29 protein-coding genes are annotated in these 25,728 nt (G+C 36.2%); 24 read left to right on the forward strand and 5 right to left on the reverse strand.

Translation table 11 applies throughout. The features are described 5' to 3' along the window. The first annotated feature begins 119 nt into the window (after window positions 1-119). The 12 genes from ACJ2A9_RS16325 (at window position 120) to ACJ2A9_RS16380 (ending at window position 12,958) form a co-directional block, all read left to right on the forward strand. A complete protein-coding gene (locus tag ACJ2A9_RS16325; protein WP_441422744.1) occupies window positions 120-1,499 on the forward strand; it encodes a right-handed parallel beta-helix repeat-containing protein in 1,380 nt (459 codons plus the stop codon). Beyond that, window positions 1,496-2,074, forward strand: coding sequence for a nitrous oxide reductase accessory protein NosL (locus tag ACJ2A9_RS16330; protein ID WP_441422745.1), 579 nt, complete (start codon window positions 1,496-1,498; stop codon window positions 2,072-2,074). The genes ACJ2A9_RS16325 and ACJ2A9_RS16330 overlap by 4 nt, the downstream gene beginning before the upstream one ends. Before the next feature lie 39 nt (window positions 2,075-2,113). Continuing rightward, entirely contained in the window at window positions 2,114-3,094 is a 981-nt protein-coding gene (locus ACJ2A9_RS16335; protein WP_441422746.1) for an ABC transporter permease subunit, read from the forward strand. Next, window positions 3,095-3,802, forward strand: coding sequence for an ABC transporter ATP-binding protein (locus ACJ2A9_RS16340; RefSeq protein ID WP_441422747.1), 708 nt, complete (start codon window positions 3,095-3,097; stop codon window positions 3,800-3,802). A 337-nt stretch (window positions 3,803-4,139) separates the two neighbouring features. Next, a complete protein-coding gene (locus ACJ2A9_RS16345; RefSeq protein WP_441422748.1) occupies window positions 4,140-5,318 on the forward strand; it encodes an MFS transporter in 1,179 nt (392 codons plus the stop codon). Further along, on the forward strand, window positions 5,315-7,438 hold the full coding sequence (gene fdhF, locus ACJ2A9_RS16350) for a formate dehydrogenase subunit alpha (RefSeq protein WP_441422749.1): 2,124 nt from the start codon (window positions 5,315-5,317) through the stop codon (window positions 7,436-7,438). The genes ACJ2A9_RS16345 and fdhF overlap by 4 nt, the downstream gene beginning before the upstream one ends. 186 nt (window positions 7,439-7,624) lie before the next feature. Beyond that, entirely contained in the window at window positions 7,625-8,167 is a 543-nt protein-coding gene (locus tag ACJ2A9_RS16355; protein WP_441422750.1) for a 4Fe-4S dicluster domain-containing protein, read from the forward strand. 83 nt (window positions 8,168-8,250) lie between these two features. Then, entirely contained in the window at window positions 8,251-8,793 is a 543-nt protein-coding gene (locus tag ACJ2A9_RS16360; RefSeq protein WP_441422751.1) for a Rieske (2Fe-2S) protein, read from the forward strand. Beyond that, window positions 8,786-8,974 (forward strand): hypothetical protein, encoded by a 189-nt coding sequence (locus ACJ2A9_RS16365; RefSeq protein ID WP_441422752.1) that lies wholly within the window; start codon window positions 8,786-8,788, stop codon window positions 8,972-8,974. Before ACJ2A9_RS16360 ends, ACJ2A9_RS16365 begins: the two co-directional genes overlap by 8 nt. Before the next feature lie 262 nt (window positions 8,975-9,236). After that, window positions 9,237-10,529, forward strand: a complete 1,293-nt coding sequence (locus ACJ2A9_RS16370) for a NarK family nitrate/nitrite MFS transporter (RefSeq protein ID WP_441422753.1) — start codon at window positions 9,237-9,239, stop codon at window positions 10,527-10,529. Window positions 10,530-10,566: 37 nt separating this feature from the next. Then, window positions 10,567-12,063, forward strand: coding sequence for a NarK family nitrate/nitrite MFS transporter (locus tag ACJ2A9_RS16375; RefSeq protein ID WP_441422754.1), 1,497 nt, complete (start codon window positions 10,567-10,569; stop codon window positions 12,061-12,063). Window positions 12,064-12,244: 181 nt separating this feature from the next. After that, window positions 12,245-12,958 (forward strand): Crp/Fnr family transcriptional regulator, encoded by a 714-nt coding sequence (locus tag ACJ2A9_RS16380; RefSeq protein ID WP_441422755.1) that lies wholly within the window; start codon window positions 12,245-12,247, stop codon window positions 12,956-12,958. 151 nt (window positions 12,959-13,109) lie between these two features. Here ACJ2A9_RS16380 and ACJ2A9_RS16385 read toward each other — a convergent pair whose 3' ends face one another. Next, the gene (locus ACJ2A9_RS16385; protein WP_441422756.1) at window positions 13,110-13,664 is read right to left on the reverse strand and encodes a hypothetical protein; all 555 of its coding nucleotides are present in this window, start codon (window positions 13,662-13,664) and stop codon (window positions 13,110-13,112) included. A gap of 225 nt (window positions 13,665-13,889) precedes the next feature. Here ACJ2A9_RS16385 and ACJ2A9_RS16390 point away from each other — a divergent pair, with 225 nt between their 5' ends. The 5 genes from ACJ2A9_RS16390 to ACJ2A9_RS16410 all read left to right on the forward strand — a co-directional run bounded on the left by ACJ2A9_RS16390 (window position 13,890) and on the right by ACJ2A9_RS16410 (window position 16,561). Beyond that, window positions 13,890-14,609, forward strand: coding sequence for a YwiC-like family protein (locus ACJ2A9_RS16390; RefSeq protein WP_441422757.1), 720 nt, complete (start codon window positions 13,890-13,892; stop codon window positions 14,607-14,609). A 140-nt stretch (window positions 14,610-14,749) separates the two neighbouring features. Further along, window positions 14,750-14,929 (forward strand): YjzC family protein, encoded by a 180-nt coding sequence (locus ACJ2A9_RS16395; protein ID WP_441422758.1) that lies wholly within the window; start codon window positions 14,750-14,752, stop codon window positions 14,927-14,929. Window positions 14,930-15,069: 140 nt separating this feature from the next. Next, window positions 15,070-15,216: a hypothetical protein gene (locus ACJ2A9_RS16400; RefSeq protein WP_441422759.1), complete on the forward strand. Its 147-nt coding sequence runs from the start codon at window positions 15,070-15,072 to the stop codon at window positions 15,214-15,216. 174 nt (window positions 15,217-15,390) lie between these two features. Continuing rightward, the gene (locus ACJ2A9_RS16405) at window positions 15,391-16,320 is read left to right on the forward strand and encodes an NAD-dependent epimerase/dehydratase family protein (protein ID WP_441422760.1); all 930 of its coding nucleotides are present in this window, start codon (window positions 15,391-15,393) and stop codon (window positions 16,318-16,320) included. 73 nt (window positions 16,321-16,393) lie between these two features. Further along, window positions 16,394-16,561 carry a hypothetical protein gene (locus ACJ2A9_RS16410; protein WP_441422761.1) on the forward strand — a complete coding sequence of 56 codons (168 nt, stop codon included), beginning with the start codon at window positions 16,394-16,396 and terminating at the stop codon, window positions 16,559-16,561. A gap of 82 nt (window positions 16,562-16,643) precedes the next feature. Here the strand turns inward: ACJ2A9_RS16410 and ACJ2A9_RS16415 are convergent, their stop codons facing one another. Next, a complete protein-coding gene (locus ACJ2A9_RS16415; RefSeq protein WP_441422762.1) occupies window positions 16,644-18,239 on the reverse strand; it encodes a peptide chain release factor 3 in 1,596 nt (531 codons plus the stop codon). 277 nt (window positions 18,240-18,516) lie between these two features. On the opposite strand from ACJ2A9_RS16415, the gene ACJ2A9_RS16420 reads away from it, so the two are divergent. From ACJ2A9_RS16420 to ACJ2A9_RS16435, 4 genes are all read left to right on the forward strand, one after another. Further along, window positions 18,517-19,491 carry a BMP family ABC transporter substrate-binding protein gene (locus ACJ2A9_RS16420; RefSeq protein ID WP_441422763.1) on the forward strand — a complete coding sequence of 325 codons (975 nt, stop codon included), beginning with the start codon at window positions 18,517-18,519 and terminating at the stop codon, window positions 19,489-19,491. A 77-nt stretch (window positions 19,492-19,568) separates the two neighbouring features. Continuing rightward, window positions 19,569-19,754, forward strand: a complete 186-nt coding sequence (locus ACJ2A9_RS16425; protein WP_441422764.1) for a ComZ family protein — start codon at window positions 19,569-19,571, stop codon at window positions 19,752-19,754. Continuing rightward, window positions 19,755-20,081 (forward strand): hypothetical protein, encoded by a 327-nt coding sequence (locus ACJ2A9_RS16430; RefSeq protein ID WP_441422765.1) that lies wholly within the window; start codon window positions 19,755-19,757, stop codon window positions 20,079-20,081. A gap of 131 nt (window positions 20,082-20,212) precedes the next feature. Next, a complete protein-coding gene (locus ACJ2A9_RS16435; protein WP_441422766.1) occupies window positions 20,213-20,464 on the forward strand; it encodes a hypothetical protein in 252 nt (83 codons plus the stop codon). A 43-nt stretch (window positions 20,465-20,507) separates the two neighbouring features. Here the strand turns inward: ACJ2A9_RS16435 and ACJ2A9_RS16440 are convergent, their stop codons facing one another. Next, window positions 20,508-20,855, reverse strand: a complete 348-nt coding sequence (locus ACJ2A9_RS16440) for a hypothetical protein (protein ID WP_441422767.1) — start codon at window positions 20,853-20,855, stop codon at window positions 20,508-20,510. Between the two features lie 305 nt (window positions 20,856-21,160). Between ACJ2A9_RS16440 and ACJ2A9_RS16445 the strand changes: the two genes are divergently transcribed. Further along, window positions 21,161-22,096 carry a beta-ketoacyl-ACP synthase III gene (locus tag ACJ2A9_RS16445; RefSeq protein ID WP_441422768.1) on the forward strand — a complete coding sequence of 312 codons (936 nt, stop codon included), beginning with the start codon at window positions 21,161-21,163 and terminating at the stop codon, window positions 22,094-22,096. A gap of 51 nt (window positions 22,097-22,147) precedes the next feature. Next, the gene (gene fabF, locus ACJ2A9_RS16450) at window positions 22,148-23,389 is read left to right on the forward strand and encodes a beta-ketoacyl-ACP synthase II (RefSeq protein ID WP_441422769.1); all 1,242 of its coding nucleotides are present in this window, start codon (window positions 22,148-22,150) and stop codon (window positions 23,387-23,389) included. A gap of 51 nt (window positions 23,390-23,440) precedes the next feature. On the opposite strand, the gene ACJ2A9_RS16455 is transcribed toward fabF, so the two are convergent. Together ACJ2A9_RS16455 and ACJ2A9_RS16460 are read right to left on the reverse strand one after the other, a co-directional pair. Beyond that, window positions 23,441-24,487, reverse strand: coding sequence for an LCP family protein (locus ACJ2A9_RS16455; RefSeq protein WP_441422770.1), 1,047 nt, complete (start codon window positions 24,485-24,487; stop codon window positions 23,441-23,443). A gap of 296 nt (window positions 24,488-24,783) precedes the next feature. After that, window positions 24,784-25,296, reverse strand: a complete 513-nt coding sequence (locus tag ACJ2A9_RS16460) for a DUF3231 family protein (protein ID WP_441422771.1) — start codon at window positions 25,294-25,296, stop codon at window positions 24,784-24,786. Window positions 25,297-25,469: 173 nt separating this feature from the next. Between ACJ2A9_RS16460 and ACJ2A9_RS16465 the strand changes: the two genes are divergently transcribed. After that, window positions 25,470-25,685 (forward strand): YozQ family protein, encoded by a 216-nt coding sequence (locus ACJ2A9_RS16465; protein WP_441422772.1) that lies wholly within the window; start codon window positions 25,470-25,472, stop codon window positions 25,683-25,685. The last annotated feature ends 43 nt before the right edge of the window (window positions 25,686-25,728 follow it).

Raw genomic sequence — 25,728 nt, forward strand, 5'->3', positions numbered from 1 at the left:
TAATGAATCAGGTGGACCTGAAGGCGAATCAAGCATGAGCCACTAAAATATTGTTCTTTAAGGCTAATAATACCCCTCTTTCTGTACAGTAAAGAGGGGTATTGTAATGAGGTGGGAATATGAGAACTAGGGTCGGATTAGTTGGTTTATTCACCGTAATATTCTTCATTTCTTTTACAAGCATTAGTTTTACTGCTGGAAAAGAAATCAGTGTTACAGATAGTGATTCATTACATCAAGCTCTTAAACAGGCCAGTGCTGGAGATACAATTATACTAGAAGATGGCGAGTATCATGGCAATTTTACAATTGAAGCTTCAATTGTACTTAAAGGGAAAGGAGAAGCTCATATTAAAGGCCTTGATAAAGGATATCCAATTTTAATTGAAGCGGATGATGTTACAGTTGAAAACCTTCATGTTGAGGGCGGAGGCACTGATGCCGCTGGGATATTCTCGCGCGGAGACCGAAATCAAATTTTAAATAATAAAATAAGAAATGTATTCCATGGCGTACTTGTCAGAGATGGTTATGGCAATGTTATAAGCGGAAATAATATTTCCAGCTGGGATGAGTTAATAGGTAGTCGACGTTATGGTTATGCAATGTATGTCATTAACGGCGACGGTGCAATAATTACAAATAATCAAACGTACAATACACAAGATGGGGTATGGGTTTCACATACTAGTTCTGCACAAGTGAGCTATAATCGTTTTATTAATGCCAGATACGGTATCCATACGATGTATGCAAAAAACATTGCCATTACTCACAATGAAGTGAGAGGAAGTTATAATGGCGGCATGATTATGCAAAGTAAAGAAATAACAATAAAGTACAACTATTTTCATTTAAATACACTTTCTGATGGAACTGGTGTTTTTGGTTTCGACCTATTTGATTCAGTGATTTCCGAAAACATCATCAAAGGGAATTCGAAAGGGATTTTCTTAGGTTTTGCACAACGAAACGAGATTTACAAAAACCAAATTACTGAAAATGTAAGAGGAATTGAGCTGGGAGAAGGTGCGTTAAATAACTGGATATTTTTAAATAACCTGACAAAGAACACACAGCAAGTCGTTACAAACCCAGAAAACGAAAATGATTTTAATGTGGATGGATACGGTAACTTTTGGGATGATCAAAGAATTGTTGATTTAGAAAATGATGGTATTAATGATTTCGCTTATAAAAGCGGTGATGTCTTTTACCAAATGAGTGAACGAGATCCCTTTTTACACATTTTCTTTGAGAGTCCGGCTGTTCGTTTATGGAACACCATTGAACAGTACACACATATCCCGTCAGATACGTTCATTATAGATGAATATTCACTTTCTGAACCAGTGATTATTACACAACAAGTGGAAGTCTTTCAGCCTCATGGAAATCACATGGGTTTTACTCATCCTGCATTATTATTAAGTTTGTTTGTTTCAGTAATTAGTATTAGTTTTATCACTTTGTATTTAACAAGGAGGAGAACAATTTGAAACGGATTGTGATCGTTTTTGTAATGCTAATAGTATCGATTGGTTTGATGACTGGATGCGGAAATGCTTCGCTTGAACCAGTTGAAATCACGTTGGATGTAGATAAATGTTATACATGTCATATGGGAATTGAAGATTTACAATCAGCGAGTCAAACAATTCTGAAAGATGGTACACCACGCCTATTCGATGATATTGGGTGTATGTTAACGTATTTACTGGAAACAAATGATGAAATTGAAGTTTCTTATGTTAGAGATCATACGTCTGGTGAGTGGATTGACCTCTCTCAATCTTATTTTGTTCATGATCAAAATATTCAAACCCCAATGAGTTATGGATTTATTGCTTTTCAATCACAAGAAGCAGCAGAGCAGTTTGCAACAGAGCACGGTGGGGAGCTATTAACGTATGAACAGATAATGGACATTGATAGTGAAACACTGAAACAGTGGTATCAAACTCATACTGATGGTCATGGTGAGAGTGAACATGGTGAAGACATGGATGACCATAATGCGGAAAGCACTGAAGATGGGGAACACGAAGATGTTGAGATGGAAAAATCACACTAAGGTGAATCAGTCAATGCAATGACTGAGGAGGTTGGACATATGAAAAAATCAATGTTTCAGTCGATGCTTGCATTAGAATTACGTGTCCTGTTAAGAAGTAAATGGTTATTAAGTTTCTTAATTTTATTTATTGGCTTAGCGTTTTTACTCTACTTCTATGGACTTGAGTCAGCAAAAAATACAGCAATTCCGTTTTCTGATAGAGCAACGGGTGAGGTAGCTGGCACACAATTTTCTGTCGGGCAGCTAGATCCAGCGTATTTTGGTCTGGATGAAGTGAAAGATACGTCAGCAGTTTATGACGCTGAAGGCAACATAACAGAAGAAACAATAAGTAATGCGTATAGTCGTTCCATTGCTATGCTGATTAACTTATCTCTTTGGATTTTGCCTATTATTTGTTTGATATTAGGAACGAATTCAATTGTAGCGGATAAAGAAGAAGGAAGATTTTCTCTTTACCGAACCTATCAAACCCCAATGATTTTTTACTTGATTAGTAAGTATGTAGCTTTATCTGTTTCGCTAATGATATCTCTTGGTGTTTCCTATGGGGTCTTTGGAATTTTCCTCTATTTCAAAGGTGCACTCTACGACGCAGCAATGTTTGGAATTTTTCTTTCACTTAATATTTTTATTGTTTTAGTTTTCTCAGGATTAGCAGTACTGATCGGTTCGTTTTCAGTCACTAGAATGCAAGGATTATCGTTAGCATTATTTGCTTGGAGTTTCCTTGTTTTTGTCTATGAGTTTATTGTTTTTTCAATTATTAATACAATTCCATACGGTCAAAAATTAACGGCATTATTTTGGTTTATTTTAGCCAATCCAATTGAATCTGTGCGTGTTTGGACGATCAATCAGCTTGGGGCAAATTATATTTTCGGTCCTAACTATTTAATATTAAATGAATGGGGAGTAAATGGTACATTAAATGCATATTTCTTCTTCTCATTGTTCGTTATCATATTAATTTCCCTGAGCCTATCAGTCATAGTTATTAGGAAGAGGGTGGCATAAATGCAAGAAGAAAAAATAATGTTAGAGATTTCTAATGTTTCAAAAACATACGGTAAATCGACTGTTTTGCATCCGACAAATATAAAGATAAAAGCAGGCAAGTGTGTCGTCATTTGTGGAGGAAATGGAGCTGGAAAAAGTACTTTAATAAAAATTGTTACAGGTATAGAAAAATCCTCGAGTGGAACTGTTAAATTTAATACAAACGATAAAAAGTTATTCGGTTATATGCCTGACCATATGAATTTTCATCCTGAATTAACCCCAGTTGAAGTATTAGAATATTACGCTTCCTTTATAGGAGCCAAAAAAGAAAAAATAAAAGAAGTTCTTCAAAGAGTTGGCTTATGGGACAAAAGGAACAATAAAGTTGGATCTTTTTCAAAAGGGATGGGCCAAAGAGTTAACCTAGCACAGGCGTTGTTGGCAGATGTTGATTTATATATTTTAGATGAACCGACAAATGGATTAGATCCATTTTGGGTGATTCAGTTTAAGGATATTCTCCAAGAGTTGATTAGAGAAGGTAAGACTGTTGTTTTATCAAGTCACATTATGAGAGATGTAGTTGAAATTTGTGATGAGATCATCATATTATTTCAAGGAAAAGTGAAAACATCAGGTACACTTGAAGAAATTTATGCTGAACAAAACTGCTCATCATTAGAGGAAGTTTTCCTGTCAATGGTAGAGAGTTCAGCTAGTTAAATAAGTATCTATTAGGAGCTCAATTTCTCACAGCAGAGGTTGGGCTTCTTTTATTTAACAATAATTGTATGAAGTAAGTTAGCATTTTTTGTGAACGTTCTGTGACTAAGCTTCTGCTCCATTGTTATCAACGCTTTAAGTTATACTAAAAAAATAATTTGGAGTGTAGTAATACTTTTTTTCTCCACTATTTCATAGGTTTTCGACAACTGTGTGAAAAAATTCACAGCATGCTCTTTAAAAAAACTCTAGTATAGGAACTAAGAAAAGCGCAGATAAAAAACAACGGAAATCGCGCTAAATCGTTTTAAAAGATTTATAGGGGGAGTGAAAAAGGGTGAAACAGTATGAAAAATCCTTTTATTCAAAAACAAGCATGTATGCATTTGTCGTTGTCTTAGCTATGGTTTTTATAATGTGGGTAGCTACAAATCAGTTTGCACACATGAAACTAGCACAAATGGGGTATATTATTGGATCATTTGTTTTTGCTATTGGTATTACAGTTCGAATGTGTTCTTGGCTGATCCGTCCGGCTACTAAACAAGTTGTTAAACGAAGTATACAAAACATGAAGCAAGGTTCAAAAATGAAACGAAACTACAAGGCAATATTTAAGACATTAGTAGATAATATTATCCTTCAAAAATTTATTTTTAAGCGTGGTACGTACCGAGGGATCATGCACTGGTTGATAGCATGGGGCTGTCTTGGATCATTTGCAATTACATTTGGACTTGTATTTGGTTTGTTCCGCTTCGATCTAGTTGATCCCCACACTTATCAAATGATTGTGTTTGGATTCCCAACGATTACAATGTCACCGACTGGAATACTTGCCCAAATGGCATTTAACGGATTAAACATTACGGCACTATTATTATTAATTGGTTTAATCATGGCACTTATTCGCCGCACAAATAACAAGAACTTAGCAGTTACACAACGTGTTGAGTTTGATTTAGTACCATTATTTATGTTGTTAGCAGTTACTGTAACAGGATTAGTATTAACCGTTTCATATAAGTTTATGGGTGGCTGGATGCACCATAATTTAACAATTATCCATCAAGCTGTAACAGTTGTATTCTTAATTTACTTTCCATTCGGGAAATTGTTCCACTTGCCAATCCGCCCGCTTGCGACTGCGGTACCAATGAACTATCAAGAAGTATTACAAGTGGATACGCGTCCTTGTAAAAGCTGTCAAAAAGAATACAGCAGTGATGCTCAAATTGAAGATGTAAAAGGAATTTTAGGGGCACAAGCCTTTGATTTACAAATGGAAGATGGTTCGTATTTAGCTGACTATTGTCCAGCATGCCGTCGTAGAATGCGTGTAATGAAACAGATGAATATGGAAGGACCACAAGGTGATCCATTCGGACCTGTACAAACAAATAATGGCTTTCATATTTCTGGATTTGGAAAAAAACGATCAGATGATTTTTATAACTTAAACAAAAAAGAACAGAAGTCTACTGAGGAGAAGTCTAAAGAGGAGGTAACAGTATGACAAAGTTTTACGTAAAAGAAGGTACAAAGAATTTACAACATAAAGGTGAAAAACTAATTACAACTCATTGTTGTTATTGTGGAATGCAATGTGGAATGCACATCCGTTTAAATGAAAAAACAGGTAAGGTAGTAGGGGTAGAGCCTCGTTACGATTGGCCAGTAACGAATGGGAAAATGTGTCCTAAAGGGGTAACAGCTTACCAAACGGTCGATCACAAGGATCGTATTACAAAACCTTTAATAAAGAAAAATGGTCAGTTTGTAGAATCTAGCTGGGAAGAAGCACTTGATTTAATTGAAAAGAATTTTAAAGAGCTTCAAGCGAAACACGGAAAAGATGCTTTATCAGTTTACGGTGGAGTATCAATGACGAATGAAAAGTGTTATTTAGTAGGGAAATATGCTCGTGTTGCATTAGGTACTCGCTATGTTGATTATAACGGTCGTTTTTGTATGAGTAGTGCCGCTGGAGGCTTTATGAAAACTCTGGGAATTGATCGTGGATCAACATTGCCATGGACTGAGCTTGAACATACAGACTGTTTCTTTATGGGTGGAACAAATACAGCAGAGTGTCATCCGACAAGTATTCAATGGTTCTGGAGAGCAAAAGACAAAGGTGCAAAGCTAATCGTTGCTGACCCTAGAGAAACACCAACAGCTCGTATTGCTGATGTACATTTGGATTTAAAATCTGGTACAGACTCTGCACTGGCAAATGGAATGATGCACATTCTTATTAAGGAAGGCTATGTTGATGAAGAGTATGTAAATGAGCGTTGTAATAACTATGAGGAATTAAAGAAAAATGTTGAGCGCTTTACACCTGAGTACACGTCAAAAATCACTGGAGTATCAGTTGAGAAGCTATTAAGAGCAGGACACATTTATGGTCAATCACCACGTTCAGTCGTCATGTTCGCTCGTGGAATTGAACAGCAAACAAAAGGTGTAGACAACGTTTCACTATATACGTCAATGGCGTTACTAAGAGGTCAAATCGGTAAATTTGCTTCTGGTGTTGCAACATTTACGGGACAAGGTAACGGTCAAGGTGGACGTGAGCATGGTCAAAAGGCTGATGCATTACCAGGATACCGTAAAATTGAAAACCCTGAACATGTTAAATATGTTGCAGGTGTTTGGGGAATTAAGCCTGAGGAAATGCCTAAGGCTGGTGTCTCTGCTTATGAAATGATGGATGAAATTTTAAAAGGAAAAATTCGTGCAATGCATGTTATCTGTAGTAATCCTGCAGTATCGGCTCCAAACAATGAGCATGTATGGAAAGCATTCAAAGCGTTAGATTTCATGGTAGTAAGTGACTTCTTCTTATCTGAGACAGCAGAATTTGCTGATGTTGTACTTCCGGCATCAACATGGGCAGAAGATGAAGGGACAACAACAAATATTGAAGGTCGTGTTATCCGTATTCAAAAAGTAAAAGATCCAATCGGTGAGTCGAAAACGGATTGGGAAATTATGAAGTTAATTGCTGAAAGAATGGGCAAAGGGGACTTCTTCCCATATAAAAATGTTCCTGAAATTTTTGAAGAGTTCAAATTAGCTTCTAAAGGTGGAAAAGCAGATTATTACGGAATTACGTATGAGCGCTTAGAAAAAGAAAATGGTATCTTCTGGCCTTGTCCTGAAGAAGGTCACCCTGGAACACCAACGATGTTCAAAGAGAAATTTGGTACAGAAGACGGAAAGGCAAACCTGGCAGTTGTTGAATGGAATGAGCCTGGCGAAGTACCATCAACAGATTATCCTTTAACATTAACAACTGGACGTGTAGTATTCCACTACCTATCAGGAAACCAGACTCGCCGTGTTGATTTCTTAATGGAACAATGTCCTACGCCTTATGTTGAGATTCATCCTGAACTTGCGAGTCAATACAACCTATTAAACGGTGATACAGTACGTTTAACAACTCGTCGTTCATCAATGGTATTAGATGTCCGTTTAACAAAAGCAATCCGTAATGATCATTTATTTGTACCGTATCACTGGGGGAAAGAGTTATCAATTAACCAATTAACAAATCCTGCATTAGATCCAATATCACGTATGCCAGAGTTTAAAGTTTGTGCAGTTAGAATGGAGAAAGCGTAAAAAGATCAGTGAAGAGTTTAGAGTGTAGAGTTTAGAGTTGGTTTTGAATTGCTTCGACGTTTTTCTTACTAGAGCTTCGATGCCTTAACCCTCAATAACTCTAAACTCTAAACTATCAACTCTAAACTTATATTATCCTATATAAATGTGTGTTCGGGAAGAAATCAATGAGGGGGAACAACTACTATGAATAAAATTATGTATTTAGAATTTGAACGTTGTATTGGTTGTCGTTCATGTCAGGCAGCTTGTCGTGAATGTGGCGGTCATGACATGAAAGAACGTAACTATGTAGAGTATGTTGACTTTATGGAGAGCCGTCAAACATATCCAATGCTATGTATGCAATGTAAGGATCCTGCATGTGCTCGTGTATGTCCTGCTAATGCGATCCAAATTACGGATGAAGGTGTCGTTCTTTCAGCGATGGAGGAAAAGTGTATCGGTTGCCGTAACTGTACATTTGGTTGTCCATTTGGAATACCGAAGTTTGATTTTGAAGAGAATAAAATGTACAAGTGTGATATGTGTTATGACCGCACGCAGCATGATATTGCACCAATGTGTGCATCTGTTTGTCCAAGTGATGCGATTCGCTTTATTGACTTTGATGAAATGCAGGCATTACGCCGCCGTCGTACACAAATGAATCTTGTGGAAGGTAAGAAACCGACTGAACAAGATAAGTGGAAATATGTTCCTGAGTTTTTCGGGGTTTACTCAGACTAAGAAAAGCGGAAACGCCTTGTCTGAAGCAAAATGATTTCGAATGATGAGGAGTTGGAGCTAGACTAGAAATGGAGGAGAGTAAGATGACCGAAAAGAAAAAAATAGGTCGTAATCAAAAAGATACGAATGATGATATGATCAATCTCGTTGATAATTTAAACCGAGATGATGATTTAAAATATAATCGAAGAGCATTTCTAAAATCTGCTGTTGGGGCATCTGTAGCTTTAGGAATTGCAACATTACCTTTTTCACTTAAGGCGATGTTAGGTGCTGAAGAAAAAGCAGTAGCTGATAGTAACCGTGTCAAAATTGCCGATCTGGCTGATGTCCCAAAAGGTTCCTCAGTAACGTTTCATTATCCAACCGAAGAAGATGGAGCTTTACTCGTTCATTCAAAAGAGGGGAAACTTGCCGCTTATAACAATGCGTGTACACATTTAAAATGTCCTGTATTTTATGAAGAAAAAAAAGATATTTTGTTATGCCCTTGTCATAAAGGATCTTTTGATATCGGTACTGGACACCCAATTTCAGGACCGCCTCAACGTGAACTTCCTCTAATTGAGCTTGAAGTTGAAGCTGGAGTAGTATACGCAGTAGGAAGGAAGTATCGTCATGGCTAAAAAAATATGTTGGGCGATCATTTTTCTAACCGTTATTGTTAATGTGTTTATGTTACATTTAAGTGTACAGCACTACTATGGACATGAATATGAAGCAATTGCTCCATTATCGATTGTTGGAATGATTTCTGCTGTTATTGCGTTAATAACCTATTTCTATTGGCGCAAACTTGAATATTAAATTAATAAAGTACAAAAGCTGACTAGAAATTAGATAGTCAGCTTTTATTATTTTAATAAAATTTTATCAATTTTGTTTCAGTATATTGAACATTTTTTGAACACCATATAATATGTGAGAAATTTCACACCAGCAAGGGATTGACTCCTTTATGATTAAAGTAAGTTAAACAAAGGCCTTTATACTAATTAATAATTTAACTTAACAAATAATTATTTCATTAAAAATTATTTCATTAAAGTTTTTTAGGGGGAATTAAATCATGGCAAGAATTACAAGATGGGATCCGGAAGATGAACAGTTTTGGGAGTCTGAAGGAAAGCGGCACGCAAATCGAAATCTATGGATTTCAATACCTGCACTTTTCTTAGCATTTGCGGTATGGCAAATTTGGTCAGTAGTGGCTGTTAACTTAAATGATGTAGGCTTCAATTTTACACCTGGGGAATTATTTACACTTGCAGCCTTACCTGGTTTGACGGGTGCTACATTCCGATTAATCTATACATTCGTTGTACCGATATTCGGTGGGCGAAACTGGACAATAATCAGTACTGCTTCATTATTAATACCAACAATTGGAATCGGATTTGCAGTTCAAAATCCAGAAACATCGTTTATGACAATGGCAATTTTAGCCGCACTTTGTGGTTTTGGTGGAGGTAATTTCTCCTCTTCAATGTCAAATATTAGTTTCTTCTTCCCGAAGAAGGCGAAAGGTACGGCATTAGGACTAAATGCTGGAATTGGTAACTTAGGAGTATCAGCAGTTCAATTTTTAGCTCCATTAGTAGTGACAATCGGTATTTTCGGTGCATTTGCTGGTTCATCTCAAGAATTATCAAACGGTGCACAAGTATGGATGCAAAATGCAGCATTTATCTGGGTTATACCAATTATCTTAACAGTAATTGCAGCCATTTTTGGAATGGATAATTTACCAACAGCAAAAGCTTCTTTTAAGGAACAAACAGTAATTTTTAAGAACAAACACACTTGGATTATGACGTTTCTGTATATTATGTGTTTCGGATCATTTATCGGGTTCTCAGCGGCATTTCCACTGTTAATCAGAACAGAATTTCCGGAAGTAAATGCCTTACAATTTGCGTTCTTAGGTCCACTAGTTGGTGCTTTAGCTAGACCGATTGGAGGTATGATCTCTGACAAATTAGGTGGAGCTAGAGTAACATTTTGGGATGTTGTAGTAATGATTCTTGCAACATTTGGGGTTATTTACTTCTTAAATGCAGGTAGCTTCACAGGATTCTTACTAATGTTTATGTTGTTATTCATCACAACGGGAATTGCAAACGGATCAACATTTACAATGGTTCCATATATTTTCCCACCGAAGGAAGCAGCACCAGTACTTGGGTTCACAGCAGCAATTGCAGCATATGGGGCATTCTTTATTCCGAAAATTTTCGGTTGGTCAATTGAGACAACTGGTGGTGCAAACTTAGCTATGTACTTATTTATCGGATATTATGTTGTCAGTTTGTTAGTAACGTGGTACTTCTATTCACGTAAAAATGCGGAAGTGAAATGTTAATTTCCTTATAAAATCGTCTCTTGGGAGGGCGGTAGCGATGAGTTTTTCAGATATTTTTCAATTTAAAAATGAACGAACAAAAATCTTACACTTAACATGGATTGCCTTTTTCGTCTCCTTCTTTGCTTGGTTTAACATGGCTCCATTAGCCACCACGATGGTTGATTCCCTCGGGTGGCTAACAATGGACCACATCGCAGCTTTGGCTATCATTAATGTAGCTTTAACAATACCTGCGCGTATTATTATTGGGATGTTACTCGATAAATACGGACCAAGAAAAGTGTTCTCAGCATTATTAATCGTTATGGCGATTCCAACATTTGCATTCGCATTTGGTGATACGTGGACACAATTATTAGTTGCTCGTTTATTACTTAGCTGTATTGGTGCAAGCTTTGTTGTTGGAATTCGAATGGTTTCGGAATGGTTTCCGCCAAAAAGCGTTGGCTTTGCCGAAGGGTTTTATGCAGGATGGGGAAACTTTGGTTCAGCTGCAGCTGCAATGATTTTACCATGGGTAGCAATTTCAATGTTTGGTGGAGATGAAGGATGGCGCTATGCTATCGCTTTCTCAGGAGTATTATGTCTTATCTATGGTGTGATTTATTACTTCTCAGTCACTGACACACCTGAAGGAAAAGTATATCAAAAGGCTCGTAAAATTGCTGCAATGGAAGTAAGCAGCTGGGGTGATATGATTCAATTGATTATCTGGACTGTACCATTAGTTGCAGCACTTGGATTACTATCATGGCGTTTGAAAAATTTAGGTTTTATCTCTGAAACAGCACTCTTTATTATTTATGTTATCTTGGCGATTACTCTTATTTATCAGATTGTCCAAATTCTTCGTGTAAATATTCCAATTTTAAAAGCTGGGGTACCAGAAGATGATAAATATAAGTTTAAAAATGTAGCTGCATTAAATACAACATACTTTGCCAACTTTGGAGCTGAATTAGCGATTGTTTCAATGTTACCAATGTTCTTCTTACTAACATTTGGTTTATCAGCCACAGCAGCTGGTTTAATTGCTGCATCATTTGCCTTTGTGAATCTTTTTGCAAGACCTCTGGGTGGCTGGTTATCAGACAGAGTGAAAAGCAGAAAGAAAGTTATGTTGATGTATATGTTTGGTATTGGTTTGGGATTAATTGGAATGGGATTAATCAATTCTGAATGGCCGTTAATTTTAGCGATTGTCGTAACAATTATCACATCTATCTTTATCCAAGGTGCAGAGGGAGCAACATTTGCGGTCATTCCTTTAATTAAAAAAAGGATTACAGGTCAAATATCAGGGATGGCTGGTGCTTATGGCAATGTTGGGTCCGTTGTTTACTTAACGATCTTTACAATGGTTTCTCCTCAAACATTCTTTTTCATCTTAGCCGGCGGAGCCTTTGTTAGTTTCTTCTGTTGTTTGTTCTTACTAGATGAGCCTAAGGGTGGTCACGGAGAAGAGTATGAGTTATCGTCCGTAGATCGTGAGGTTAATCAAGCTGAGATTCCGTTACAGAAAACAAGTTAGTGAAAAATTTCACAAGATTCACGGCAGAATATTCTTTCTGCCGTTTTTCCCATAAGTAGAATCAATTATACTTTTTTTATTTTTTCAGAAAACATATTTTATTACAGTTTATATTTAAAAAGGATACAATAGAAGTGTATAATAGCAATGGATAAATAATAAGGAAAAGGTGGTTTTCTTCATGCCAAAGAAACAGCTAGAAATGAAGCGGTTCTTTAACGAGTTGTCCAAAGAAAACCAAGATATGTTGTTAGCGAATGGACAGGAACTATCTGTAGTGGCGGGTACAACTTTATTTTATGAAGGGGATCAACCTGATAGTGTCTATCTTGTTCGTTCAGGAATGGTAAGGCTAAGTAAAATGACTGTTGACGGGAGAGAATTCTCCGTTCATTTAAAGCAAAAGGATGAACTTGTTGGGGAAGTTGGTCTATTCAATGAGATGTCAATTAGTGTTACTGCTGAAGTAATTGAAGATGCAGTATTAGTAAAGTTTGAACGAAATCAACTAGAAGAAATTTTCCGCAAAAACGGAGAGATTGCCGTAGCGTTTATGAAGTGGTTTGCAAGGCACACGCAGTCGACTCAGGCAAAGTTTCGTGACTTAATTTTGTGTGGAAAAACAGGTGCACTTTATTCTACATTAATACGTTTTAGTAATTCATATGGCATTAAAAATCCTGATGGCAGTATACTAATCAATGTTCATTTAACAAACCAAGACATTGCCAATTATATCGGAACATCACGAGAAAGTGTTAACCGAAGCCTTAATGACTTAAAGAAAGACAAGGTGATTACGTACAACAAAGGTTATATTTGCATTAAGGATATTAACTACCTTAAAGAATATTTGCAATGCGGAGATTGCCCAGTAGAAATTTGTACGATATAAGAAAAAGACATGGTAACAAAAACCATGTCTTTTTAAGTCGAGTGTAGATTTTAGAGTGGAGAGTTTAGAGTTATTGAGAGCTTCTTAAGAAAGTCACTTTCTATCTTTGAAATCACTAACACAACTCTAGGCTTTAAACTTTAAACTAATTCTACATAAATTCCCCTGTAGGTCTTATTATTAAATCTTCACCGGAATATTCTCGGTCTCCGAATGTCGTAATTAAGGAGCACTTTTTTATTTTGAAATGTTCTGATTCATTTTCATCCTTTTCAAAGCTCATTAATATTCCTTCTGCTAGTAAGGCGGGGCCATCATAAACTTGTACTTTTTGTCCTTCCATTGAGCTGTGTTTTGCCTCCTGTAAAAATGATATCCAAGGATTCCATCCATTAATAATGTAAGCTTCGGAGCCGTCTTTTAAATATCCCATTGAAGCCTTTGAATCATTAATTACTCCGTTTAAAGATGAGTTAAGTTTATTAATTGTATCGTGAATAAATTGATATTGTTCCATTTTTAACTCACCAGAAAAAGTAAGGGTTATTTTTTTTTGTTCTGCATCATGATGTGCAGCTAAAGTGAGAAGAGAATGATCGATCTCTTTTTCTAAAATATAATTTCCGTCTTTATATAAAAAGTTACATTCACGCAATTTTTCAAAAACCGGTAACTCTCCGGTATAAGTAACAATGACTTCTAGCATAGCATTATCCCCTTCCCGTACATGATCAAGCAGTAATAGTGTAGCAAATTTCATAAAAGACGGCAGTGTAAAAAATCACAGTTAATATTCCTGTGATGAAAGTCACTTAGATTGGCGGTCGTTTTTAGTAAAATAAAATCAGGTTTTTAATATTGTTAAACTGTTTTGTATAAAATACTCACCTTTTAGGTAGTTGATATGATTTGTAAGAAAGGAAGAGGGGCAATGAAATGGTATATACCTCGTGAACATGGAGCTTGGGCAATGTTAATCGTACCTTATTTATTAGGGGCAATTAGCAGTGGACCAACATGGCTTCATTTAGTCTTCTTTGTAGGCGTACTCAGTCTTTATTTTTCATCTGCACCGATTTTAACGTATATACGCCAACCGAAAATTGGCAAAGAAATCATTCCCTCATTAATAATCTATTTAGTTGTTGGGCTTACGTTCGTTATCCCTGTATTAATAATGAAGCCATATATTATATTGCTGGGAAGTTTTGTCCTCCCATTTTTCACATTAAACATTCTGTTTGCCAAAGTGAAAAAGGAGCGTTTATTTATTAATGATCTGTTTGCCATTGTGGGATTGTCTTTTCTTGTTTTAATTGCTTATTATATCGGACAAGGAACAATTGCTACTACAGCTATCATCCTAATGTTGATTAATTTTGTTTATTTTATTGCGAGTGTATTTCATGTAAAATCCTTAATTAGGGAGCGGAAGAACAAAGGTTTCAAATTCGTGTCAACGATGTATCATGGAACAATGGTCGCGGTTCCAGTTATTATTGGCTATCCGTTTATTGCATTAGCGTTGTCTGTGAGCGCAATTAAATCATTTATTACATCGAAGAATAATAAACCAAATCCGGTTACAATCGGAGTAATTGAAATAGGCAATAGTATTGTTTTTGTAACATTAATGGCGTTATGGTACTAACTGTCAACAAGCTAATTATGAATCTTGGTTAGCTTGTTTTTTATTTGGGTACATTAAACTTAGTGAGAGTAACTATGCGTTTTAATGTACAATGTATTTTTTCTTTTTAGTATGATTAAGAAGGAAAGGTGATAGGGATTATGGGACAAAACAGACAATTTGATCATGGACAGAAGGCTCCTAATAACGGAATTTATGTTGAAATAGGTGAGACAGGGAGTATGGTTCAAAATCCGAAACAAGTGAAATTAAAAGCGGGTGATACATTTCCAGAGACATCCAATCATAATCGCAAATGGATGCCAAAACGAAAGCCATAATAAAGGAGAAGACAAGTGTTGAGACACTTGTCTTCTCTATTTTTGTTGTCTAGCGCAAGCGCTTTTCTTTTTATAATCCTGATAATTTAACAATAATATGCATATAATGAAAAAAGAATACTTAGTTGAGGTGAAATCAGTTGAATGAAAAAAAGAATGAATTAAAAGCTTTGTTAGATCAAAGTGAAAGTAATTTAACTGACATTGGAAAGAGACGGATACAACAATTAAAGGAAGAATTAAATAGTCAATTTCATCTAAATGATGAAGCAACATTTTCTTCATGATAATTATTTATTTATAATGAAACTCCAACTGTTTGCACAAGTTTTAATCAGTTGGGGATTTTTTTTACAGATGTCTAGCTCCAGCGCCTAGCCGCTTGAGGTCACTTCTGAGTAAGGCGCTTGCGCTTTTCTTATCAATTTAGCCATCTTCAAAATTAATGGAGGGGTGAACGAATGAAAAAAGTAATCGTAACAGGAGCATTGGGGTTTATTGGTTTTAATCTTTGTGAACGACTACTTCAGGAAGGAATAGAAGTATATGGAATTGACTGTATGTTAGATGATAATCGAAAATCAATGCAAATGGAGAAGTTGCAATATTTTACTCGTAATAGTCAATTTCACTTTATAAATAAAAGCATCGAAAATATAAATTTTGAAGAAATTCTCCCTGGAACACAAGTTGTATTTCATCTTGCTGCGGCTACGAAAACAGACAGTAAGTGGGAGAGGTTACGTGAGACAATTCATCATAATGTTAAGTGTACAAAGAAAATCATTCAATCGTGCACCAAAAATACACGAATTGTATTTGCCTCAACAATTCAAGTATATGGAGAGCGTTATGGAGTTGTGACGGAATCAACACCGACAAACCCGATTACACCATATGGCTTAACAAAACTAGCTGGCGAATCAATTCTGCTTCAAGAACAGAAGAAAAGAAATGTGCCGATTGTCATTCTTCGTCTTCCAACAGTCTATGGCCCATGGCAAAGACCTGATATGACTTATTATCAATTGCTAATGAATAAAGATATAAAGCAAAATGAAAGCATTGAAATCGATCGCGTTGTTGAGGACATTGTTTATGTAGATGATGTAGTTGAAGCGCTAATGTTAGCAGCGAAGACGAAGGCGGAGAATGAAGTATTTAATATCACGAGTGGAGAACTCGATGAATGGTATAAAGGGAGATCGTTAATTACAGGTAAGGATGTTGGGAACGCTCAGAATGAACGATTACGGATGAGAATTTCTACTGAGAAGGCAAGAAATGTCCTTGGATTTTCTAAGAAAACCCCACTTGTTGAAGGTGTAAAAAAACAGGAAGAACATTTCAAAAAAGTCATTAACAGAATGAATTTGGATAAGGATGGTTGAATCATAGAGCATTAATATGGTAATTTCTTTTATGGGAGAATCATGTAGTGAGGTAAGAGGGGGAATTGTAAGGTTGGCGACTAAAGTTGTTGTGCTAGGACTTATTATCTTTACTATTGTAACTATTACCACATATTTGCTTTTAGTAAATGTACTTTATTTTTCTGAAACAACTGCAGCAATTATTGCATTAGGTTGTGGATTAGCAATAGAAGTTATGTATCGAAAAAAAAAGAAATAAGGAAAAAGCCCTCTTATATATGAGGACTTTTTTACTGTCTAACTCTGGCGCCTAGCCGCGCTTTTCTTGTTTTTGTACTTCATTACGCTTTTATATATGAATTTTCATAGAATTTCAAATTAGGGTATTTATCTTGAGCTGTTCGCATTTGGAATTCATTTTCGAAAAGTGCAACAATTCTTCCGTCACGGTCAGTAACAAGATTTCTCTGCATACGTTTAAACGTATCCATATCCTTTTCATCACCAACAATCCAACGGGCAAATGAGAAAGGAAGGCGTTCTAAGCGAATATCAACTTTGTATTCGCTCTTTAAGCGGTGTTCGAGTACTTCAAATTGGAGGACACCTACGACACCAATGATTTGTTGTTCTATCACTTTATTGTAAGTTTGAAAAAGTTGAATTGCTCCTTCTTCGGTTAATTGATGGATCCCTTTCTCAAAAGATTTATGTTTTAATGCCTCTTTTACAGTAATAGCGGCAAAATGTTCAGGTGAGAAATGAGGCATCTCATCGAACTCAAACGTATCTTTTTCCACGAGGGAGTCTCCGATACGAAATGTTCCTGGATCAAATAAGCCAATAATATCTCCAGCATAAGCAGTCTCAATGATGCTTCTGTTTTGTGCTAGAAATTGGGTTGGTTGAGAAAGTTTTATTGATTTTCCGAGGCGAACATGATTAACATTAATTCCTCGCTCAAATGTACCTGATGTAATTCTTAAAAAGGCGATTCGATCGCGATGAGCAGGGTTCATGTTTGCTTGTATTTTAAAAATAAATCCAGAGAATTGCTCTTGTTCCAACGGATCAATAATTCCTTGGCTACTGTTTCTTGGTGTTGGAGATGGTGCCATCGTTAAAAAGTGCTCTAAGAAGGTTTGGACTCCAAAATTGGAGATCGCACTTCCAAAAAATATTGGTGTAAGTTCGCCCAGGTCAATTTTGTCTTTATCGTATTGATCACCTGCAACATCGAGAAGCTCAAGTTCTTCCCTGAACTGATTAACAAGCGCTTCATCATTAATAAGTTCATCGATCAGCGGATCATCTGGACCACTTACATCCTTTACATCAATATCATTTGGATTATTCGGATTATAAAGCTCTAATTTATGGTTATGACGGTCATACACACCACAAAAATCTTGACCCATTCCAATTGGCCAGTTCATAGGATAAGAACGAATGCCGAGTACATCTTCTAGTTCTTCCATTAATTCGAATGGTTCTTTTCCTTGTCGGTCAAGTTTGTTAATGAATGTAAAGATGGGAATACGACGCAAGCGACAAACTTTGAATAGCTTAATCGTTTGTGCTTCGACCCCTTTTGCTACATCAATGAGCATTGTTGCAGAATCTGCAGCCGTTAATGTACGGTATGTGTCTTCACTAAAGTCTTCATGTCCTGGTGTATCTAAAATGTTGATATGATAGCCGCTATAATTAAATTCCATTACAGAACTTGTAACAGAAATTCCTCTTTGTTTTTCAATTTCCATCCAATCACTTAATGCATGTTTTGAATTTTTACGTCCTTTTACAGTACCAGCCTCTCGAATTGCTCCTCCGAATAAGAGTAGTTTTTCCGTTAATGTAGTTTTCCCGGCATCAGGGTGAGAGATAATCGCAAAGGTCTTTCTTGTTTTTACTTCTGCAAGATAATTAGTATTCATTAATTTTCCTCTTTCTAATATCACAAGTTTTCATCTTTTAAATTTTATCATAATTTCTATGACAAGTTCCAACTGTGTTTTTATATCGAAGGAGGAAAATGATCGTTTTAGTAGAATTAATTTTTAAGAGGTATCAAATGAGAAGCTTTTTCAAATCATATCCACTCGTTTTTATTATATACTTAATAGTAATGACGTAATTTTATAAGACAAAATAAACTATTGTGTTCCTATTTTCAGCTTTGTGGGGTTACAGTTGTAAGGAGAGTGGCTTTTTATGCGTGCAATCGTTTTATTGTTTATAGGGTTGTTTGTTTTTAGTTTAACAGGATGTGGTTCTGAAGCTACTGGTTCATTAAAAAAGGTAGGGTTACTTTTAACAGATACAGTTAATGATGAGGGATGGAATAACAAAGGTTATGAAGGGTTATTAAATATCCATTCCAATGTGAATGTAGATATATATTATAAGGAGGGTGTTATTACAGAGACAGCAATTAGAGAATCAGTAGCTGAGTTTTCTGATGAAGGAGTTAACCTTATTTTTGGTCATGGCCGCTTATATACAGATGCTTTTATGAAGTTAAAGGATAAATATCCTCATATCCATTTTGTTGGATTTAATGGAGAAGTTTCTGGAAAAAATATTACAAGTATTCATTTTTTGGGTCATGCGATGGGCTTTTTCGGTGGAATGGTAGCAAGTGAGATGAGTACTAACAAGCAAGTAGGTATTATTGCAGCATTCCCATGGCAACCTGAAGTTGAAGGTTTTGTTGATGGAGCAAAATATCAAAATGAACAGGTTGATGTACATATTGAGTATATATCTGGATGGGGGTCAACACCAGATGAAGTAGATCATGCAATTCAAATATTTGAAGAGATGGCAAGTCGGGGAGTTGATGTTTTTTATCCGACGGGTGATGGATATCATGTACCAGTCGTTGAGGAAATAAAGAAAGCAGGACTTTATGCTATTGGTTATGTTGGTGAACAGTCTGACTTAGGGGAAACAACGATATTAACAAGTACGATACAAAATGTTGATACACTTTATACTTTAACAGCTGAGTATTTTAATGAAGGAACATTACAATCCGGTAATTTATATTATGATTTCGATAATCGTGTCATTTCATTAGGGCAATATAGCTCAGTAGTACCGGAAGATTTGCAGCATGCTGTCAATCAGGCAATAGAAGACTATATTTCAACAGGTGTACTACCGGATAGGTTGAAAAAAGAGTAATATTAAATGTAAAATTTAAAATGTATCATTATAATATTTATTTTCATTAAAGTAAATTTAAAAAGAGGTGGGATAGTATGAGTCAAGAACTAAACATGAAATTTATGCAAATTGCAATGAAACATCTTCCTGAGGGGAAGGAATTTTTCGATAAAAAAGGGATTGAACTCGATTTTGACGATTTACAGCCAATGATTGAATTATTAACAAAAGTTATGACTGAAGCTTATGAATTAGGAAAAGAAGAAGGTAAAAATAGCTAAATGGAGAAAAAAGAAAAGCTGCGTCAAATTAGTAATCAATTAAAATTAGGTTATGAATTAGTGTCGCAAAAGAAATATAGTGAAGCTAAAGATAAACTGGGGCCTTATGTTCCTATTTTTCATACAAAAGAAAAGCCTAATATTCGTCTTATGGGAAACTATTGTCTAGCTCAATTTGGAAGTGGTGATATCGACGGGTTTCTTCATAGCTATGCAGAGCTCAAAGATAGTAACCTTATGAATCCCACAGAAAAAGAACTAACGATGATAAGGCAAATTGATGAACTGTTTACTGTATCGATGGAGTACTTAGGAAGAAGTGAATAGCTTGTAAAGGTAAGAATTATATGCTAGGCAGGTGCCGAGTTTAAGATAGACATCGAATGGACAGTCTCAGTTGTACTAATGACTACATAGAATATTGGGAATACGGACTCACATTAAGGGAGGTAGAGTAAATGTATTCCCAACCAATGACAAGGTTTGGTGGACCTCACCATCATGGCCCAGGACACCATCCTGGTCACCACCATGGACATCACCATGGGCATCATGGTAGCGGCTTCGGACCTTTAATACCGTTTTTGACTGGTTTAGCAATTAGCCCATTTCTATTTGGTGGACCTGGAGGAGGATATGGTCCAGGAGGATATTACGGACCTCAATATGGACCATATTATGATCCGTATTATGGAGGACCTGGATGGTAATAAAACATAAAAAACTCCAACATGTGTTGGAGTTTTTTATGTTTTATTTCTTTGTAGAGTTTGTAAACGATTGGAGCATCTTTAGTAACGGAGAAATTTGTTCAATTGCTGGTCCTATTTTATTGATATATCCCATCATTTGATTTATATCCAATTGGCTCATCATTTGGTTTATATCTAATTGATTCATCGTGTTTTGCTGTTGTAAAGGAACTTCTTGGTTTTGATCTTGTGTCTGTGGCTGCTGTGTTGGAGATTGTCCAGTATTGCTAATAGCATTTGTTACATTTGAGGAATACTCCTGTTGTGGTTCTTTGCTTTGTGAAGAAGTAGAAGGGCCAAACATTAATTCGTCAAAAAAATTGGGACGGTTTGGTTGCTGTTGATCCATTTATAAATTATCCTCCTTCTAATAGATTAAAAAGATATCCTACTACAAAAATATGACTTATTATGCTGTTTAGTGTACTTTTAAGAGCCCGAATTTAACGAGTTCCTTATTTTAGAAGGAATTTTTCTTGCAAAAACAGAAAATATACAGTGAAAACTATAGTCTAGCTTGATCAAATGTAGACATTATTTATATTATGAATTAAAATTAGGAGCAGGTCATAATAATTACATATAATCATATTGCATAATTTCCCAAGATAAATTCGGTGTTCATTTAAATCTAATAGTGAAAGAGGGATCTGAATGAAAAATGCAGGAATAATAGGTATAGGTAGATATATCCCTGAAAAGGTAGTTACGAACGTTGATTTAGAAAAGATTGTTGATACAACGGATGAGTGGGTTCGTTCAAGGACAGGAATTGAAGAAAGAAGAATTGCTGCTGATGATATTGATTCATCAGATATGGCTTATAGTGCAGCTAAGGAAGCGTTAGCAGATGCGAACATTAAACCTGAAGAGTTAGATATGATTCTCGTTGCAACAGTTACACCAGATCATCCCTTTCCATCTGTGGCATGTCTAATTCAAGATCGTCTTGGGGCTAAAAATGCTGTAGCGATGGATTTAAGTGCTGCATGTACAGGGTTTATCTATGGTATGATAACTGCTCAACAATATATTCAAACAGGCACTTACAAAAATATTCTAGTAGTCGGTGTAGAAAAGCTTTCAAAAATAACAGATTGGGAAGATCGCAATACTGCGGTACTTTTTGGTGATGGAGCTGGTGCAGCAGTCATATCTCCAGTATCAGAAGGTAAGGGAATCTTAGCTTTCGAACTTGGTTCTGACGGTAGTGGCGCAAAGCATCTTTATCAAGACAAGCATATTGTTATGAATGGAAGAGAAGTATTTAAGTTTGCTGTTCGTCAAATGGGAGAATCAGCAATAAATGTAATTGAAAAAGCTGGACTAACAAAAGAAGAAGTTGATTACCTCATTCCTCATCAAGCAAATATTCGAATAATGGAAGCATCCAGACAGCGTCTTGAACTTCCGATTGAAAAGATGGCTGTAACAGTGAATAAATATGGAAATACATCGTCTTCATCAATTCCGATCGCATTAGTTGAAGGTGTCGAAAGTGGAAAAATTAAAGAAGATGATGTTGTTATACTTGTTGGCTTTGGTGGTGGATTAACATGGGGGGCTATTGCACTCCGTTGGGGTAAATAAGGTAACATGTTACAATCTAATTGAAATTTTACGACAGAGGGAGAGAAAGTTATGATACAAAACCGTGTAGTAGTAACAGGCATAGGAGCGGTTACTCCATTAGGGAATGACGCAGATCAAACATGGCAAAATATTATTGCTGGAGTATCGGGAATTGGTGAAATGAGCCGTGTCGATCCAGCCAATTTCCCGACGAAAGTGGCTGCTGAAGCAACAGAATTTGATCCAACTGAATTTATGGATCGAAAAGATGCAAGAAAGATGGATCGCTTTACTCAATTTGCAGTAGCTTCTGCTTTAATGGCGGTAAAGGATGCTAATCTCGAAATTACAGAGGAGTTAGCACCACGGGTAGGTGTTTGGATTGGATCTGGTATTGGTGGAATGGAGACATACGAGGAGCAGTTTCGTATTTTTGAAGAAAAAGGATACCGTCGCGTTAGTCCCTTCTTCGTTCCAATGCTGATTCCTGATATGGCTGCAGGTCAAGTGTCTATCACACTTGGTGCGAAAGGAATTAACTCTTGTACTGTAACTGCTTGTGCTTCAGGTACTAACTCAATTGGTGATGCGTTTAAAGTAATCCAGCGTGGAGATGCTGATATCATGATTACAGGTGGTACTGAAGCGCCAATTACAAGAATGTCAGTGGCAGGATTTTGTGCTGCAAAAGCTGTTTCTACAAATCCTGATCCGAAAACAGCAAGTCGCCCATTTGATGCAAATCGGGATGGTTTTGTTATGGGTGAAGGTGCTGGAATATTAGTTCTTGAATCGTTGGAATCTGCACAAAAACGAGGAGCTAAGATTTATGCTGAAATAGTTGGTTATGGAGCAACCGGTGATGCTTACCATGTAACGGCGCCTGCCCCTGAAGGAGAAGGCGGCGTGAGAGCCATGCGTCAAGCAATAGCTGATGCTGGAATGCATCCTGAGGATATTGATTACATGAATGCTCATGGGACAAGCACACCGTATAATGACAAATATGAAACAATGGCGATAAAGACCGTATTTGGTGATCATGCAAATCAATTAGTCATCAGTTCAACAAAATCAATGACAGGGCATCTCCTTGGTGCAGCAGGGGCTATTGAAGCGATTTTCTCTGTTAAAGCGATTGAGGAAGGGATTATTCCGCCAACAATTAATTTAGAAAGTCCTGACCCTGATTGTGATCTTGACTATTGTCCAAATGAGGCTCGCAAACAAGAGGTAAATGCTGTCCTAAGTAATTCTCTAGGCTTCGGTGGACATAACGCAACATTAATCTTTAAAAAGTATCAAGCATAAACAGAAAACACCGTCTACTACATTGGTAGACGGTGTTTTTAAATGTAATTGCTATTGAGAAGATGCTGATTCATTGATTGATTGCTCGTCAGTTAATAGTACATCATTATTATCAGTTAAACTGAAAAATTCAGAGATTACTTCTTTATTCTTTTCAAAATCAAGTTCCAATACTGAACCAGCATGGGAATATCGCCGGTCTGTATATCCTCCATTAACAGGGATTGTCAGCGTTTCAATATCATTGATTGGATTTAGAAAGAAATCCTTTCCGAGGCTAAGAATTTTTCTGTTATCTAAGTTTGTTTGAATATAAGGTTCAATTGTTCCGACTAATCGTGGAAGCTTCGTTATACCACTGACGCTTAAAAGTTCATCCTTCAAAACGGTAAGGACTTCCTGTTGTCGTCGTACACGGCCAAAGTCATTTTCATGATCGCTTCTAAAGCGGACATATTTTAACGTTTCCTCACCATCTAAGTTTTGTGGACCAGGCTGAAAATCAATAAGTAAGTCCCCGTAAGAATCATGGTAATACATTCTTTTTTCTATATCTAATTCAATTCCATCAGGTGCAATGGTATCAACAGTTTGAACAAAACCATTAAAATCAACTAATGCATAATAGTTAATGTTAATATCAAAATTCTCCTTGATTGTTTTTCTTAAGAGCTCAGGACCACCTAAGAAAAACGATGTATTAATTTTATTATCTCGATAACCAGGGATAGAAACATACGTATCACGCATAATCGAAGCGATACGAACTGTACCTTCTTTCGGGCGGTATTGAGCGACCATTATCGTATCAGTCCGTGCTGCACCGTCCCCTTCATTGTCAGCACCAATAAGAAGAACGTTAATATAACCATTTTCACTATCTTTATCCTCTTCAAATGGATTGAACTCAATATCTTCTTCATCTGGATCAATATCTAAGTTTTCGAGTGCTTGATTTCGACCACTTTCATATTGATAGCCGGCATAAACAAACGTAACTCCTAAAAGTAAAGCAGTCAAAAATAAGAAACTGACAACTTTTCTTTTAATTGCTGATTTTCTTTCTTTTTTAATTCGATCGGCACGTGATTTATCCAAATATCTTCACCCCTCTTGCGTACAAAACCGATTATAACAGAAAATTAGACAATATTTTAGTGTATTCTTACAATCTGTAGATTTTTCATAATTTCAGGGGAAAGGAAATCCCTATAAAATTATATAGTATAAATATGTTGGAAATGTATTAATCCTATTTTTTATTAACTCATGATGTTTTATGAAAGGTTTTTATATTTACCTGGTGAAGAATTTGTCTGTGAGCTTAAAACATACCCATCTGATAAGCCTACGAAAAAAAGAATGGGAGTACCCCATTCTTTTTTTCGTACTCATTAAACTAGCTCTGGCACTTTCAAATGTAAAGGTGGTAAGACTAACCAACCTTTTTCTTTTTGGATTCTTAATAACCGAAGCCCAAATTGGGCATTGTCAGCATGAAATCTTCCACACAGGATCGCGATATCTTCACGTGTACATTGTCCCATGATTGTGCTTAACGCTGTTAATCCTGTTCCGATATTTTTGGCAATGGCTGCGGCTATTTCTGGATCATTAAACCTTGCACCGACTGGAATACTTTCTAAATTTGCCATCGGACGTTCTGGTGGTGCGGGAGGTAAGGCGATGCCATTCTCTTTTAAAACAATTTCCATTTCCTCAATTTGTTGCTGTGCACCATTTATTTTATCTTCAATAAAATTTTTTAATTCTTTATCACCTGAATGATTCAAAAAGGTTTGATAGCTTGCAATCATTCCTTTCACACCTGCAACATACTGCCATATTCCATTTACTTCACCGTAGTGTAACGGTTCTTCTTTTTGATTACCACCTAATATTCCCATAGTAAACCCTCCTCTTGGTCGATTGGGATTAAATATCCCTCCATTACTTTTACCTTAAACGTAAAAAACATATGATGAATTTTTAGGAAGAGGTAAAAGAATTAGGAATGAATATTGTTAATAGTACAAAGGATTTTGCGCAAACTAATAAAGAATTGAAAGGAGATGGAATAATGGCTAAGGAAAAACAAGGAAAAGTTAATAATAGTACAGACGTAGCTGAGCATGCATTTCACCCTTCTGATTATGAAAGCTCACTTGAAGTAGAACAAGGACTGGCAACAACACATGAACAAGTAAGCGATACGTTAATGGAAGGAACAATAGATGCAAAAATCGAAAGAGAAAATGGAAAAGCCGAAGAAATTCCTCGTAAAGGTTATGAGTAAAAGACAATACATTGATATTAAAAAGTAAGGTGATTACAATATT

It is taken from the genome of Anaerobacillus sp. MEB173, assembly GCF_052119505.1.
GTDB lineage: Bacteria > Bacillota > Bacilli > Bacillales > JBJMAU01 > JBJMAU01.